At 57.3% G+C, this 15,828-nt stretch carries 11 protein-coding genes; 2 read left to right on the top strand and 9 right to left on the bottom strand.

Features of this window, described 5'->3' with window-relative positions; all coding sequences use genetic code 11:
* Nucleotides 1–230 precede the first annotated feature (230 nt).
* Entirely contained in the window at nucleotides 231–671 is a 441-nt protein-coding gene (locus PSV40_RS10320) for a hypothetical protein (RefSeq protein WP_300537140.1), read from the bottom strand.
* Between PSV40_RS10320 and PSV40_RS10315 the strand changes: the two genes are divergently transcribed.
* Nucleotides 670–879, top strand: a complete 210-nt coding sequence (locus PSV40_RS10315) for a hypothetical protein (RefSeq protein ID WP_300537138.1) — start codon at nucleotides 670–672, stop codon at nucleotides 877–879. The genes PSV40_RS10320 and PSV40_RS10315 overlap by 2 nt on opposite strands.
* Nucleotides 880–883: 4 nt before the next feature.
* Here PSV40_RS10315 and PSV40_RS10310 read toward each other — a convergent pair whose 3' ends face one another.
* Entirely contained in the window at nucleotides 884–1,621 is a 738-nt protein-coding gene (locus PSV40_RS10310; protein WP_300537136.1) for an SOS response-associated peptidase family protein, read from the bottom strand.
* Nucleotides 1,622–1,904: 283 nt separating this feature from the next.
* On the opposite strand from PSV40_RS10310, the gene PSV40_RS10305 reads away from it, so the two are divergent.
* Nucleotides 1,905–2,405, top strand: coding sequence for a phospholipase D family protein (locus PSV40_RS10305; protein WP_366915004.1), 501 nt, complete (start codon nucleotides 1,905–1,907; stop codon nucleotides 2,403–2,405).
* On the opposite strand, the gene PSV40_RS10300 is transcribed toward PSV40_RS10305, so the two are convergent.
* The 7 genes from PSV40_RS10300 to PSV40_RS10270 all read right to left on the bottom strand — a co-directional run bounded on the left by PSV40_RS10300 (nucleotide 2,332) and on the right by PSV40_RS10270 (nucleotide 15,808).
* A complete protein-coding gene (locus PSV40_RS10300; RefSeq protein WP_300537132.1) occupies nucleotides 2,332–3,276 on the bottom strand; it encodes a Sir2 family NAD-dependent protein deacetylase in 945 nt (314 codons plus the stop codon). The genes PSV40_RS10305 and PSV40_RS10300 overlap by 74 nt on opposite strands.
* Nucleotides 3,273–4,148, bottom strand: a complete 876-nt coding sequence (locus tag PSV40_RS10295) for a hypothetical protein (RefSeq protein ID WP_300537130.1) — start codon at nucleotides 4,146–4,148, stop codon at nucleotides 3,273–3,275. Before PSV40_RS10295 ends, PSV40_RS10300 begins: the two co-directional genes overlap by 4 nt.
* Before the next feature lie 131 nt (nucleotides 4,149–4,279).
* Entirely contained in the window at nucleotides 4,280–5,947 is a 1,668-nt protein-coding gene (locus PSV40_RS10290) for a hypothetical protein (RefSeq protein ID WP_300537128.1), read from the bottom strand.
* A 75-nt stretch (nucleotides 5,948–6,022) separates the two neighbouring features.
* The gene (locus PSV40_RS10285) at nucleotides 6,023–8,086 is read right to left on the bottom strand and encodes a DEAD/DEAH box helicase (protein ID WP_300537127.1); all 2,064 of its coding nucleotides are present in this window, start codon (nucleotides 8,084–8,086) and stop codon (nucleotides 6,023–6,025) included.
* Nucleotides 8,083–9,393, bottom strand: coding sequence for a BREX system ATP-binding protein BrxD (gene brxD / locus PSV40_RS10280; protein ID WP_300537125.1), 1,311 nt, complete (start codon nucleotides 9,391–9,393; stop codon nucleotides 8,083–8,085). Before brxD ends, PSV40_RS10285 begins: the two co-directional genes overlap by 4 nt.
* A complete protein-coding gene (gene pglZ, locus PSV40_RS10275; protein WP_300537123.1) occupies nucleotides 9,390–12,104 on the bottom strand; it encodes a BREX-2 system phosphatase PglZ in 2,715 nt (904 codons plus the stop codon). Before pglZ ends, brxD begins: the two co-directional genes overlap by 4 nt.
* A gap of 2 nt (nucleotides 12,105–12,106) precedes the next feature.
* Nucleotides 12,107–15,808, bottom strand: a complete 3,702-nt coding sequence (locus PSV40_RS10270; RefSeq protein ID WP_300537122.1) for a phage resistance protein — start codon at nucleotides 15,806–15,808, stop codon at nucleotides 12,107–12,109.
* Between the last annotated feature and the right edge of the window lie 20 nt (nucleotides 15,809–15,828).

Genomic DNA, 15,828 nt, shown 5'->3' with positions numbered 1-15,828 from the left:
GTGAGGTCAACTATAAATCGATCTACCTATAAAAAATCCGACAAACGACGCGAGGAGTTTCACGGAGTCTAGACAAGCATGCGGTGCTCGAATATCCTAAAAATTGGTGATTTGCCAACTATTCACGGCGCCAACGACATCTATCGAGGAACGCCGTGACTGCCGCAATCATGCTGGTAAATGACGGTTTTCGTGCGTGTTGATTTTGACGCATCGAGTCTCTCAATTGACTAAAGGTCCCGGTCATCATCGACCGGATCAAACCCACTCGCCGCGGCAACGGCAAGCCTACGTACGCTACGCTCCTTCAGCTTCTGCGCATTCAAGACCGCCGGTGCACCAACGTGCTTGATCACCCAGCGGACTGAAAAGTGATTCACCTTGGACTTGCTCGCGCTTGGGCGCTCAGCCGACGTGACAGTTCCCTCTATCGTCATTCCCAAGCTGTTCATTGCGACAAGCCGCACATACTGCATGGCAGGTAGTAGCTCCTCTTGGGTGCCGGGTCGGTACAACGCAGCCACGATCCCCCTGTCCCTGCCAGTAGGCGTGAGGATGAGTTCACCCGTACTTGCCCCAGCACTGAGCGAGTCCACGGGGTCACCTAGAAAAACATAGACATCAAAAAGCACTGGATAAGCATACAGTGTTTCTGTTAAGATTTCCTCCATGGAAACGCTGTTACCTTCTCAATGGGTCGCCCAATGCGCAGTAAAGCTTCACGAGCGCTGGACCACAGTCGATCAGGCGACGTTAGAAGAAGTCGCGATGGAGCTGTGGAAAAACACGGAGTACCGGGTAATGGAACCTGTCGAAGCGGCGTCCATATGGTTGACTCCTATTGCCGCCCCAATCAGCCAAGCCCAATCGGCGGGGTGATGAATTACTCAGCGAACAAGTCGGGCACTGCAGTTTGAATTTGGCCTTGGGCGGCTGGTCCGGGCAATGGCAAGTTTTTGGCGGGATCGCCTGCCCCATGGCGGAAGATGTCCATCGGCGGTAGCTGAATCAGAGCCTCTGCCTGCTCAACACTTCCATGCAGCCATTCGTCCCACCGATCCCGCTCCAGCGGCACCACGGCTCGCTTGTCCTGCTCAGTGGCCGGCAACAATTGCCCTGTCTTGTCGACCTCGGGGCGGTGCATCAGCGACATGAGGGGATGGCTGTCGCAGTTCTGCGTGATCATGGAATAGTTCGGCAGCACCTCGCCGGTGACAGGGTCGATCCACTCCGACCATATGCCCGCCAACGCCCAAGGTTCTCCGTCGGCCCGCGCAAACCGCCAACTGATGCTCTTGGCCTTTGGATCATGGCCGGGGTAATAAGGCTCGGTGAAGTCCTCTGCCGGTATCAGGCAGCGCATGCCGTTCAGCCAGGACGGTGCGTAGGTCTTCTTGCTGGACAGCGATTCGCGCCGGGCATTGTTGGTGGCGCCGAAAGGCTTGCTGAGCTTACTGCCGGGTGGGATCATTCCCCATTGCCCAACCTTCACCTCGCCCGCTTGCTTGATGTACGGGCCCAGCTTGAGCGGCGCTACGTAGGCAAGCCAAGTTTGAACCATCTCCTTGCCGAGCTGGGCGTTCAAGCGATGAGCGGAAACAGGGGTGTAAAGATTACACATGCCGGATATTTTGCCGTGAGTGAGGAAGCACGATGACACCTGCAGAAAAGGCCGCGGATCACGTAACCGACGCAAGGCAGGGCAGGGCAGGGCAGGGCAGGGCAGGGCAGGGCAGGGCAGGGGTGGCAAATCCCGCTAAGCAAACAGTCGGTCATGAACTATGTCGAATTCATGCCCGTTCCGGTCAGCCGCACGCTGTAGTTTCGTTGGCCTTGATGGCGACTACGGCATAGTGGAGTAAATGCTCAAACCGCTCATCCTTTTTTTTGCGCTGGCGCTTCCCATGGGGTGCGCCGTACAGTCGCAGTCTGGTTCGAACACTTCCAATATAGAGGTAGCGTTTTCTCCTGAGGGGGGTTCGGAAGCACTCATTCTTAAGGTAATTGGCGCCGCGCGCCGGTCCGTGAGGATTGCAGCTTATTCGTTCACCTCGCCCGCAGTGGTGCGGAGTCTGATGGATGCCAAACGGAGGGGCGTGGACGTGAAGGTACTCGTGGACGACCGAGGAAATCGAAGTCAATCGAGCATCGCAGCCATGAGTTTATTGGCTGGAGCGGAAATTCCTCTGCGAGTCATATCCGCTTATGCCATTCACCATGACAAATACATCGTGGTTGATGAGCGTCATGTGCAAACAGGTTCATTCAACTACAGCCGGGCGGCTGCGAATACGAATTCAGAAAATGTGATTGCCATCTGGGACAACCCGGCTATAGCAGTGAAATATTTGGATCACTGGGAGAATCGGTGGGAACAAGGCAGGACGTTTGATCAGAAATACTAGCATGTCCAGCCTCAACAGGCAGTAGTTGCCGTAAAAATGCGTCAATCCCGCGCAAGGCTTCGAGAGAGCCTGTGGCGATCCCAATGTCCATCGAACTTGGCACTTTGGATTCACTCGGATTGATACGAATGATGCGTGCACCAAATTCATGACTCATTCGGTGGCTGAAGTGTCGAACCGAGGGGATTGCCGTGCCAGCACCTATTTCAACAACCACGACACGAGCTTGTGAGTCCGCCACAGAATCCAGCCATTTGGTTTCGCGACGCGCTTGCGATTCGCTACGCTGAGGCAGCCAGTTCCAATCGCTGAACATCAAAACATTGGGTCGAGCCAGATTTGCACAGTGTGGGCACTGAGGCGGCGAACTCATCAATCGGCATGTTTCTGTATCCACAACGGGTGCAAACCCATCGGCTGACCAAAAGTCAGACTTGCACTGGTTAACGCACTGCAGGTGGTGAATCGAACCATGGCACTCGTGAATCTGTTCTTCTGAAAACCCGGCCTTCTGAAATTGCCCGTCCACGTTGCTGGTGAATACCCAGGCGCCAAGCAGCATGCGCTCCCCCCACTGACGCAGGATGTCAAAGCCCTGCTGTGGAACAGTGTCGCGGTACAAGGCCAGCCGATGCCCGTAAAAGCCCCAGGCAAGTCCTGGATCTTCTTCAAAGGCCCGCGGGCTGGCTATGTCGCTAAAGTCGAGCTTGGCCCTGGAAAGCGCCGGGTAGGCTTGCCAAAACCCTTCATTGCCTCTGAAGTCTGGCAGGCCGGAGTCCACCCCTATTCCGGCGCCGGCAGCGATCGCCAAGGCGTCAGCCCCGGCAATCAACTCGGCTGCATGAAGGAAGTGGGTCTCAATATCTTTCATCGATTAAAACTCGCATTCGCTTCTGGAGAGACGACAACCAGATTGATGATCTTGGCTGGCTCAGGAAAATCCTGGTCAAGCTGCTCGCCCAGATGGTCCCACAGGGTCACGCACTCGTGCACACACTGACGATGCAAGGTGGATCGAACGCTGGGTGGCATGGCCTCCAGCCATTGGCCATCCCGGGCTTGTTGGGCGACCAGGCGAGATGCGTCGGCAGGATCGGGCCAGTTTTTGAGTTGCGGTACATCAACTTCATAAATAGACCAGAGTGCGGTCAGACGCATCCTGTTGTCCAGCAAACGATCTGTAAGCTGCGTCCGTTTCAGTTGGTTGAGTATCTGGCCCATAGCCGCCAACATGTCGTAGGTATCCCATACGGGCAATTCGCCCACTTCTACCGGGGCGCCCTCCTGAGCCGGGTGTACACCAGCATCCCACCACGCGACCATCAGCTTGGTCGTGCCATCAGAGCGGGTGCGCAGTAGTTCCTGGGCTGCAGTAGTCAGACTTAGTGCCTCTTCAAACAAATGGGCTGCCCTGACATGAATGAACTCCCAGAAGACCTTTTTGTCTTCGTCACTCCAATCGGCTGAAAACTTCTCATGCTGGCTTAAACGGTATCCGCTCGACACTGCTTCCAAGCCGGGTGGTCGAGGCAAGGATTTTTCGAGAAAGTCACTGTCTTTTTGTTCTGGGCCTACCGGCGCTTTTGGCACGAGCCACAGTACGTCCGTATAGGGATAAATATCGGCTTGAGCGCGAATTGCGAGAACCTTCTGCACCTTCAACGGGCTGTCGGCGTCATTTAGCAACTCGTCTCTAATGTTGATCTGGATAGCCACCTGACGGCCACTGGGTAGCATGGGCATGGGTAATCCTTGGGCAAAAGAGGAAGGAGCCGATGGTCACACGCAGCTTCCGCAACGACATCCAAACTACCCGCCAGCATAAAGGAGCGCAGGCAAGTAGGATGAACTTGGTTGGCAGTGGTGCATATATTTCAGCCCCAGGCAGGAAACCCAGTCGACAAAATTGCCTGCCGCATCTCTCCTGACAACCTGACGCCATGCACTGCGTACAGCAGCTCATGGGCTCCGTCCGGCACAAACTGCCTGGCGTCTTCAAGCGTAGGAGCCGTACCCAACAGCTCATTTTCCGCTGTGTAAACCTCGTACCCGTCCTCGGATTGCTTGATGCTGAAATTGGCGGGTACAAATACCCCGAGTTCTTCGCAAACAACGCCGAATGGCTTGATCATCCGGTTGACCTCCCGTGGCAATATCTGGTCATAAAGCTGCTTCAGGCCCTTTGCGCCAAGGCCTTTGTAGCGAAAAGCTTGATGCGCTCCCCGCGTCCAAGCGACGGCATCGAGCCCTTGATGCGCAGCATGCAAAAGCACCAACTTCATGGTCAATGCGGCCCACTCTCGCCAAAACGGAGGGAACTGGGGATGCTCCTCGTCTACCTCAAGGAGGTCGATGGCTTGGCGCAAACTCTTGGCCCAGTCGCTTTGTACTTCCTGAATCAGCAGCACGCGTTCACCGTCAGCCCCATCGCGCACGTCGCAGCGAACATGTGCCAGCACGTTGCGTACCGTGAAATGGTTCGAGAAATAGCTCTCCGGGTAGTACGGAAGGGTAATCAGCCACTCGCAATAGTCCTTCCCGCCTGACCAGGCCAAATGACTCCAACGCCCCAAGGTTAGGCGCTTGGGGAAGCGTAGTTTGGCGTCGCTTGCGGCTAGTGCCGCCGCAGATTCAGCCGTGGCCAGCAGATTGCGATTAGTGACGTTATTGACCACTCGACCATCGTGCGATACAGCTTGCCAGTGACTCTCCGTACCCCACAGGGCTTGGTGTTGGATCTTTTCAAGGCGGTAACCCAATACGGGGTCGGTTTCGACCACAGTGCGCGTTTGCCCTGACTGCGCGTTGGGCAGCTTCTTCGCCCGCTTTAAGGGGCGTGTGGTGGCGGGAGTAAACCGCAATTGCCGCTGCGCGTCATTGACCACCGGTATCACTGACAGCCGCATCGGTGCAAAACTGCACATCTCCACAATCTCGTCGGCAGTCGCTTGGTGGCCGTCAAAATCCAGCGCCAACAACTCAGGCACTACGCCGGAACGATTTAACTCGTCTGCGCGCAGTCCCTTTTTCTCAAAATTTTTAATCGTGGCTATCCACTGCTCCCCTTTTGCCTTGGTTTTTCCGAGAGCTTTTAGGCAACGCTGCAAGGTGCTGTGGACAAATGGAAGTCCAAAGGCATCGCCCGCCTTGGCTGCTGGTAGAAACTGGTGGTTCTGATTGCGTGTGGCCTGCCGCATCCCGCAAAGATCAAGATGGCTCGCGACCTCACGGACGAACTCCAGTACAGCCGGGGATTGCGCGCTGCTGAGGTCTAATACAAAGTCCCCAGCATCCGCATGTCTCACAGTCTTTCCCGCCTTCCATTCGGCCAAGGTCACACCTACTAGTGATAGGCCCGAGGCGTACATCAAGGCTACATCGATAAAAACCTCAGGTTCGTTGCCACCTCGCCTCGCTCGAATAGGCGCCCCGAAAACGTTGATTTGGCCCAGCTCGGTGTGCTCCCATAAGCGACGCGCAGACAGGCCGTAGGCGCAGTCCCCGAACCTCAGCTCTAATTTTTTTTGACTTAAAGTCATCATGTCACGCTGATATGCGCTGGGCCAAAAGGATATTCCCGGTCGAGCGATTGTCAAGATAGCCCGACCAAATTTGCATCAATTTGCAGGTTGCCCAGTGGGGAGCCTATCTGCTGCACTCTCAAATTGCCGCATGCGAACAATCTGAACCAGCAATGACGCCGGCAGGCACTCTGAAAACTTGATGGGCTTCGCGAGATCTTCGATCTCACCCGCCGAAAACTGAATTTCCGCCGCCAGGAGTTCAGCGCTCAGCTCGCTTGGGTCGATGGGGGTTTTCAGATCAATACCCATAGCATCAATGCGTTTGACCTCCACCAGCGACTGAATCTGTTTGGCGATGGTGCGATTGGCGCGGGTGCCGGCAAAGGTCCATAGACGTGACACCACCGAGTCGGTCCTGGTGACTGATAGAGCCCCATTGTTTTCAGCGTCCGGTACGTCTTCAATGATCTGTTCAATTTCAAGGCGGGCACGTTTTGAAATGACCGTGTGTTCACCCGTTCCATGCCTCAACGCGCGCAGAATGCCTTGGGCTATCTCGCGACTCAGCGACCGCCCACTACCTATCCAACGCGCCTTGCCACCTTCTTTCACTGGTTCCAGCCAAACCGTTTGCCGTTTCCAGTCAACGTCAGCGATACGCCAGCTCTTCCCCGCCAGCAATATCAAGCGATTTTCCTTTTTTCCGGCCAGCATTGTGGGGTCGATGTAGCCCACTTCGACGCTGCCGAAGCGACCCAACAGCAGTTGGTTCGCTGAAAAGGAAGCCAGCAAGTCCATGTAGTGCGCTCGACCAAATTGCTTTTCAGTGGTGGGACCAATTTGAAGGATGTTCTCTGTTTCCATCAAGTGACCTGTATCCACCATGTGCCCAATCACATTGCAGATGCCTTGTTTATCTGATTCAGGAAATGCTCCACCGAGTAGCGAAACCAGTTCTTGTCGTGGCCATTGACCGCGTTCCAGAGTTGCCGCCATGGCTTGCTGGGCCACGAGAGCCCAAGGAGCGGGGGGTGGGTAGGCCGCTTCAACCCAAGCTTCGCCCCACAGCCGACAAATACCCATGGCCAACATCAACGAATCGTCATTGGTGCACAGGAACAGGCAACTGCGCTTTGCGCCGGGCCTGCGGCCAGTGCGCCCCATTCGCTGTAGGAACGAGGACACGGTCGCCGGTGCGTCGATCTGAATCACATGATCCAGATCCCCCACGTCGATGCCAAGTTCCAGAGTAGAGGTGGCCACAATCACGCAATCCTTTTCTTCAGCAAAGGCCGTTTCAGCAAGCTTTCTCTCAGAGTGGCTGAGCGAGGCGTGGCTTAGAAAGGCGCGCACATCCTGGCCACGCAGCATGCTGGTCAGTTGCTCCGCACTGCTGCGTGAATCGCAAAAAACCAGGCGCTTACTGCCGCGGTGAAGTCGGGCTATGACCGTACCTGCGTTTACCAGCGAGCCAACGAAATCCACGGTGACGTCAGCATCGGTACTCACGGAAGCGCTACCTACAACCTGTTTTGTTCCCGTGGGTGCAAACCATTCCAGCAGTTCGTCAGGATTGCTCACAGTTGCAGAAAGACCCAGCCTCTGCATTTCGTGGGGTACATATTGCTGCAGGCGGTGCAACACAGCCCGCATATGCCAACCACGGTCATCGGCTGCAAACGCATGCAGCTCATCTGCAATTAGCACCCGCAAATTCCCAAACCAGGCCATGCGGTCGATGCGGGTGGAAACCAGCATGCCTTCGAGTGACTCTGGGGTAGTCAAGAGTATGTCTGGGGCATCCTTAAGGGCATGCCCTTTTTTGGATTGGGAAACATCCCCGTGCCACACCGCCACACGCCGGCCAACGAGACCTGCGTAGTAGGACAAACGTTGTTCAAGGTTGTTCAACAGGGCCTTGATCGGGCATACGTAGATCACGCTCACGCCGGGCCAAGCATGAGTCATCATCCGAGACAAAACGGGAATGATGGCGGCCTCGGTCTTACCCCCTGCTGTGGGCGCCAGCAAAAGACAGTGCATGCCGGACAGGATGGGTTCTATCGCCTGCAGCTGGGTGGGTCGCAGGCTACTCCAGCCCAGCGAATTGACCACATGGTATTGCAGCGCCGGGTGAAGTTTTTCGAATTCGCTCACAGCTCTATGTCGTCCACACTGGTGGCGCCAGCTGCGGCACGCTCATTGGCTGTCATCTCATTTTCATTGAGCGTGAGGCTGTAATGCAGCCGCGGGTCAAAGCTCTCATGCAAGTCGACACGGTCAAGGACATCGGCCACGAGTTTCTTCAGAAACAAGCGTGGTGCCACGCCTACTTTGCCACCAAGACCACCCGCAACGGAACGGGCCAAGACCTCGATGTAAGAATCATCGACCACGCTGCGCAGTCGAGCCTCATTCGGCTGTGTCTGCGCATAGATGTCCCGTACTCGCTTGCCCACGGCCAACAGTGATCCTTGGTCGAAAGGGGCGAGACGGATCTGAACAGCTCGGGGATTGTCAAATTTCCGGTCGGTGCCAAAGTCCACATGTAGCCGTTGTGCCAGCGGTGCGAGTCGCTGGACCCCTTGGGCACCGTCATAGAAGGCCGGGGTGCCTGTAATAACCAAGTACAGGCCTGGGAATCTCCCGGCATCTATTTCATCGATCAACTGGCGTAGCGCATTCAAGCCACGTTCCCGCGTGTCAGCCCGCATGCGCTGCAGCGTTTCCACTTCATCCAGCACGAGTACCAGGCCGGGAAAGCCACTGTCACGCAGAATTGTCAGCAATCCGATCAGGAAGTTGACAGCGCCGAAATGGTCCAGTTCGCCTTTGATGCCTGCCGCACGCTTCACGCTCGCTGCAACATTGGGCTGACCAGCCAGCCAACTGATCAAGCCCTCAGCAAGCTGGTTGTCGCCATCCGCCAAGGCTCGCCGGTAAGTTCGTAGCACCGCAGAGAAGGCAGGCGCGGTTTTGCTGATCGCCGTCAGCTTGGTTTCCATGAGCGTGGCTGTACGCTCCAGCAGCGCTGTTGCGTCACTGGAGTCAAACGAATTGTCTGCCAGTACATCCTGTTCTAGTGCAAAAAACCAGCCATCGATCACGCCGCGAAATGCGCCGATGCTGCTGTCTACTGTGCCCAGGCGCTCGATCAGGCGGCGATAAATGGTCTCTAGGCGGTGCAGGGGTGTTTCCGTCTCATTGATTTGCACTTCGCTGGAGGCAAAGCCTCTCGTCCGTGCTCGCTCCTGGAGCCAGCGACCAAAAAACGTCTTCCCAGTGCCGTACTCACCACGCACCGCCTTGAAGCCACCACGCCCTGACGAAACTGTAGCCAGCTCTTCGTACAGCGTGGGTGCGAATGACTCGATTCCCACTGCCAACGCGTCTAATCCAGAGCTCGGGACGGTGCCGCGCCTTAAAGCGCCAATAATGTCATCACGGCGTGCAGCGCTGATCATCGGCTACCTCCTGCGAGCGTGATGCGAAATTGCTGCAACAGCAACATCCGGTTCAGCTCCACGGTGCCAGCGGCTTCATCCAGCAGCAGTACCGTAGCCTGGTCCACATTCAAGATTCGCCGCGCTGCGCTCAGCATGCCGTTCAATCGAAGTTCGGGTACTGACAGCCTCTGGGCCAATGCGGCCCGTGACAGCTTTCCGCCTCTGTTCGCGAGTGCTGTTAGCAACTTGCGCATCTGTTCATCGGGTGGTGCCACGCGCGCCGCCAACGAACGCTGAGCGGCATACACTTGGCTTCGCAGCAGGGATTCGATCCAGTCCTCGGCTTGAGTTTGCAAAGCCCCCGGAATTGCTGTCGCAGGGGCGTCAAACAACTGGTCTTGCGCAGGCGGCGGTATCGCTGCTCGGCGCGCGGTCGCGCGAGCCGTCGGCAAGACTTCGGGCAAAGCGGGCGGCTGCGATACAACGTTGGGCAAATCCCACCATTCCGGTTGGGCGGGCAGTGCAGGTTGCCAGTCGGGCAAATTCGTGCCGAACGGCACTAAAACGCTCAGCGGCACGGTCACCTCTTGCAGTGACACCCCACCGTGGTAACCGTTTTTTCGACCCGCGTACCTAAAACTTTCGCTCCACAAACAGGCTACTGCTGTAGCCCCGTTGGCAGTCCTAACGCGTCCAGCGGTCAAAACAACTTCGCTACTGTTCCCAGCATTGGTGGTATCAACGCTATTTCTCCACCGATCACTCTCACCGCCGCTGATTTGCGTTGTGCCATCTTCTAGGAGATGCCCATGATCCGCGGTGATGATGACGACGCGGCGCGCGTCTTTCGCTTCCCGCAAAATGGGGAGAATCAAACGCAAATCTTCCAGCGCCCAACGCTGATTAAGCTGGTCGGGACCGCTCAAATGGTCATCGACGGCGTTGTAAACCAGGCCGACGACGCGCTGATGCGGGTTGGCAATTGCCGTCCGCACTTCATTTGAGAGATTCGTGGAGTCACTCAAATCACCCTTGTGAAACAACTTTGGCGGGGCGTCTGCGCGCGAATGGGCCAGCAAGGCCGTGTGAGTCGAGAACCCCGTCTTTTCCATAGAAGATGTGCCGGTGGTGAGCTTGCCGCACAACAGGGTTGCACGGCTCACCTCAGTGACGGTCGGAAATGCAGCCACGCCGGCCATCGGCCTGGCCAAAGTGGCCGGCACCATCTCAGCCCAACCCAAGCGCTCGGGCCGGACAAATAGTTCCCTAAAAATGCTGGTACTCAGGCCATCAATCACCAGCAAGAGGACTGGTTGAAGTGCTGCAAGCGGAGCTACCACCCGCTCCAGCACATATTCCAGGGGAACGACTCGGCCCTCAGAAGCTGGTGCTTGTGTGTTCCAGCGCTGCAAACTTTGCGCAAACTGCTGTCCGGAGGCGTTTCGCCGCGCGATGACTGCTTTGCGCACAGCTTCGTAGGCTTGAGACACTTCCAGTAGTTCATCACCCCCCAGTAATCTGAAACGTGCCCAGTCCACAAACGAACCTTCATCGGCCTGCCAACATACCAGGTCAGCCACGGTAGCCGCGCCTGTTGCAGGTCGCACCAGCCAGCGGGCCATGCGCCTTGCCATTTCCACCCGGTCGGCTCGCTGTGCTTGGGTGGCTGCTAGTACGTGGCCCAAGACGCGATTGGCAGCATCTTCCACGTCTGCCAGCGTTTCTTCAGTGAGGGTTTGAACGTGGTCGGTGAGTTTCTGCGCAAAGGCGCGCAGGCGTTGGTCAAATCCCAACGGCAAAACATCGCTCAGATGAGCGAATTCAGCCACACGCAATTCATTCAACAATGAGTCCGCCCGATCTAGGGCTGCACGGTAAACATCTGGTCCGCTGTCGCGAACCAACTGCTGTGCCGCCTGCGCCCAAGCGCGACCATCCGTAACACCGACATGCGTTTCGTTCACAAACCGCTCTAGCCTGATGGCTGCGTGACCCAAGGCGGCCTGGCCTTCGCCGGCGTTAGCGTAGAGCACGCCACACACCAGCCCCAATGCCACGGCGTCACCCGTTCGCCCCGCTTCAACGCAGGCCAGCACCATATGCCCTGCCGTTCCCGCAGATTCTCCTAGCCAGGCAAGTGCATCAGGCCGCGCAATGGCGGGCAGCAAGCTGAGCGAGGCATCGGCGGTGGGTTGCATCGTCCATCGCAGCAGTGCGGTGGCATCAGGCCGAGCCGTATCCAACTGCAGGAAGCGCCGCAACAGTTCCTTCCAAGCTGTTTCAAGATCAAGAAAACCGTTTGCAACAGGGGTGTATGCGCCTTGGGCAGTTCCATCCACCAAGACTTGTGGCATCCAACTGAAACGCCCCAGACGGGCATCGATTTCTTTCGCACCAAAGAGCTGTCGCACGATTTGCCAGCCCTCAGGCTGGAAGATACGGCCTCGTGCCAGTCGCGCCGCGATGTCCTCCGCTATCTCGTGGGTCCCCAACGGCGTCAGCACCACCAGGCCGGTATCCGCTGGAGTGGCGTGTTCGATATCGCTCAAGGCCTCGCGCATGGCTAGCATCGAGTCACACCAACGTAGTGAAAACTGGCGCCCGCGCTGGGTAACAATGTCCGGCCAGGCCAGCTTGGTCTCAGACCGAATCGCGATCGCGAATGCGTTTGGCTCACGCGCCAGCACCGACTCCAGTTGCGCAGCAATTTGCGGCACCGAAAGAGTCATGGTCAAGAACTCCGGCGCTGAAGGCGCCAGCTCAAACTCAGTTCAAGCTCATGGTCACCCTGGAGCTTATCTTGCAGGGTCTTCAACACCGCCGCTGCAGCATCGGTGTGCAAGTTGACCTCTTGGGCCTCTTCCACCAGCACGGGGGTTGCAGGCTGAGCTTCTGTGCCTGAGGAAGGGGGGGGCGCAGGTATCACAGGCATCGGCAGTGGCGCCCGACCTGGCGGGGTGGGTGAGGGCGGAGGCGCAATGACAGTCAGCAAGCGCACAGCGTCTCGGTCGAGCTCCTCCAGTTTTGATTTCAGCGGGATGACGTGCTCTTCGCTTTCAAGCGCTTCGATCAAGCGGGTCAGAATGGATGCTGCCGCGGTCTGACGATGATCTTGCAGGTCGCGCATCGCATCAAAAATGTTCCACTTTGTGCTGTTCAAGGCGTCGGCCACAGTTTGGGCTTGCCCCATGCAACGGCTAACCGCCGCTTCCGAGGTCTCGATGGAGGCACCGGCCAGGGCCTGTACTAATTCGGCGTCCGTTGCTGCCTGCAAGGTTGCGAGCAGAGCCTGTGCTGATTCGCTGGTGCGCACGCGCCCGGCAGTTGACGCACCGTAGCGGGTTGCGCGGTCGCGCAAGGTCACAACCAACTTGCCTACGGCTTCTCGTTTTCCACCGGCCTCGCGGCGCACATCATCCACCAGGCGCCCCACATTGCCCGCGTTCAAGGTCTGCGGCACTGTCAGCCCAAACAGACTTGCCGCACGGTTCACCGCCTTGGACCACTCGTCAGTCGGAGGGAGTGACTGTTCACGCAGCTCAAGTTCATCGGCCAGGTTGTCAACCGTAGGTTCCACCGGGCCACCGCGTTGGATAAAGCGGCGGTTGGTTAGGGCTGCAAAACTCAGAATGATCAAGTTCTGCAATTCCAGGGGCAAACCCATTGGGTTGGGCAAGTCGATCCAGCGGCGCAATTGCGCAACGGTCATGGGGCCTCCGCCATCGCGCGCATGGCTTTGTGCAAAACGGGAGCGCCAATGGTCTTCCACCAGCAAATGCGTCTCTCCCATCTGCCCCAACTGGCACGGGTTCACGATGGAGCGTACCAGTCGGCGCGTGGCGGAGTCTTGCACCAAGCCTCGTCGGTCCGTCGCTTCAATGGCGCGTTGTACCTCAGGCCAGATTTTGCGAATGACCGCGGGTTTGATGTCCGTGTCAAACTCTGGATGGGCCGGATATTGGTGCGCAAAAAGCTGGCCCAATAGTGCCTCAAAAGCCTCCTTGAATGTGGCCCCCACCGGTGGCCGGGGCGACAAGGTGGGGTCCAGAGACTGAAACTGCTGGTCCGCGGTGAGTGCGTTGGTCACTGCGTCCCGCGGCTCAGTGCTGATGCCAAAAGCCACTTCCAGCTGGCTGCGCAGCTTGCTACGCAACGAATCGAGTTGATTCCTGGCCAGGGCTTTGGCCTGCACCCGGTCCACAAAACTAAGGTGTGAGGCGTAGCTCTCAAACCGGTCGCCTGAAAGAATATGGTCCAACACGACCAAGCGTCTAAGGTCGGCCAGCGCCTTGCCGCTAAAAAATGATGGTAGCCACACCAGGGTTTTGGTGTCGCCGCCGCGGTAGGCCGCTAGCCGGGCAATGTCGTCGGCAGGGCTCCGGTTGGGTTCGTCGAACGGGAAATCCAGCACCACGGTCCACGCGCCAGATCGGCCGCGCAGCCGCTCGTCGGTCATTTCACGAACGTTTTCGTAAAGCAATTCCACCTCGCGGCGGGTGCCACGCCAGGTGAATTCGTAGGTGGTGAACAGGGCACCGTCATCGGGGATGCCCAACTCCGCAAACAACGATTCCCTGATCTTCTTGCGCCGATTACCGGCGTTGTCATTAGCTTCGGCGGCTCGCAGGATGGGCTCAATGTCCACGCCCGTGACCTGTATCGATACCACCGGGTTTTGGTCTTCGGTGATTTTGATCTCGCCAATTTCTGATGCCCAGTCCCGGCATTTACGCAGGACGTCTTGTGCTTCCCGGCCGGGGATGGGGGATTTGAAGGTGCCGTGGTTCAAAGCAGCCAGGCGCTGCGCTGTCAACCCCTTGAGGGATTCCACTTCTGGCACGAGCGCGCCCAGCAACAGCGTTTTGAGCAAGCGTCCATCGTTTCGCAGATTTTTTGCCGCAGTGGCGTCAGCCTGACCTAGCTTGATAGCCTCCCAGGTCACGTTGTGTTGGCGCTCCAGCATGGGCAGTAGGCGCTGGGTGTAAAGGCGTTTGGCATTGTCAAAGTGGAGACGCATGCCTTCTGAGAACGGCTCATCCCCTTCGCTGATCGCATCGTATAAATCGCCCACCGGGATCAGTTGGCCCAGCTCAAGGTCCGCACGGCGGTCCACCAGCAACTGCATCATCAACTTGAGAGCGGTCCTCTCGCGCTGTAGCGCGGCTGACACAGCTATCAAGGTTTGCACTAACGCTGGTGAAAACGGATAAACCTTCTGGAACATGTCCCGGTCAGCCGACGTGGTCAGCAGCGTGTCCAGTACATCCTTGCGCACCCGCAAAACCTCCTCAAATGCAGTCTGTAAGGTTTGGCGCGCGGCCTCGTCGATGGGGCGCAGAACCCGCTTTTCTGCGATGGCGGGCAGGTTTCGATCTTCCAGCGTGATTCGGTGAAAACGTGCTTCCCAGTGGCGCAGCACATCGCTGAATTGCGCCTGCACTGATCCAGCCAGGTTTTCGCCCACCAAGTCGCGCAAGTCACGCTGTCGAGCCACAAAGCTCACCAGGGGAATCGGCCGGTCTGCATTGGTGGCTTCCACCAGTTTTACCAGTTTGGTGCCCTCGCGGCTCACGAAGCTCACGTCGGCGGCATGGCTGGCCAGCCATAACACCAGCTCATCCAGAAAAAGGATCACTGCGTCATAACCCAGTGCCTGTGCATGCCGGGTCATGATGCTCAGGCCATCGTCCAGTGACACATACGACTCCCCACCACCTGCCAGAGCCCGGTAGGCAGAAAAGAATTTACTGATCAGGTCACCTACCAAGCGTGATCGCTCTTCGCCATTGGGTGCTTCCAAAGTGGCGGTGTCAAAGCTCGTGGCATCCCAGCCTGCGTCCATATCCCCCCAGCCACCACCTCCGGTACTGCTGCTGCCGTCTGTGGCTTCTGGTCCTTCATTGAGTTTGGCAAAAAAGGCTGCATCGCCCATTTGCTCGCGCATGCGTTGTGCATCGGCAAACAAACCTTCGGCCAAGTAAAAACCTGGCACCGGTGCGGTGGGGTGCAGTTTGCGAACAAACTCTGCGTACTGTCCCAGGATGGCGCTTTCCATATCTCTGGCGCCGATCATGTGGTACGGCACCAGAAGAAACTTCTTGCCGTGCGTCCAACCATGCCGCGCGACCACGCTGGCCAGTTCGGGGATGGAGCGTGCCTGCGTATTGCCTGCCAGCACCAGGTTCAATACAGCCATGAAATGGCTTTTACCCGAGCCAAAACTGCCATGCAGATAAGCAGCTTTGCTGCCGCTGGATTCCACCGATTGCTTGATGAAGCCTAAGGCATTGTCAAAAGCGTCCACCAGCTGTGGCGTCACCACGTAGTCGCGCAAGGTGGCATCCGCGTGGGTCACGCCCTCGGAAAGCTTTAGTACAAAGTCACCCTGGTGCACACGTTCCGGGATGTTGATCAGGTCTCTTAGAAAAGTCATGCTTTTACTTCTTTGTGGTT

Origin of the sequence: Polaromonas sp., from assembly GCF_029945925.1 — a bacterium.
In the GTDB taxonomy this organism is placed as follows: Bacteria; Pseudomonadota; Gammaproteobacteria; order Burkholderiales; family Burkholderiaceae_C; genus Polaromonas.
This window is presented reverse-complemented; position numbering and strand designations above follow the sequence as displayed.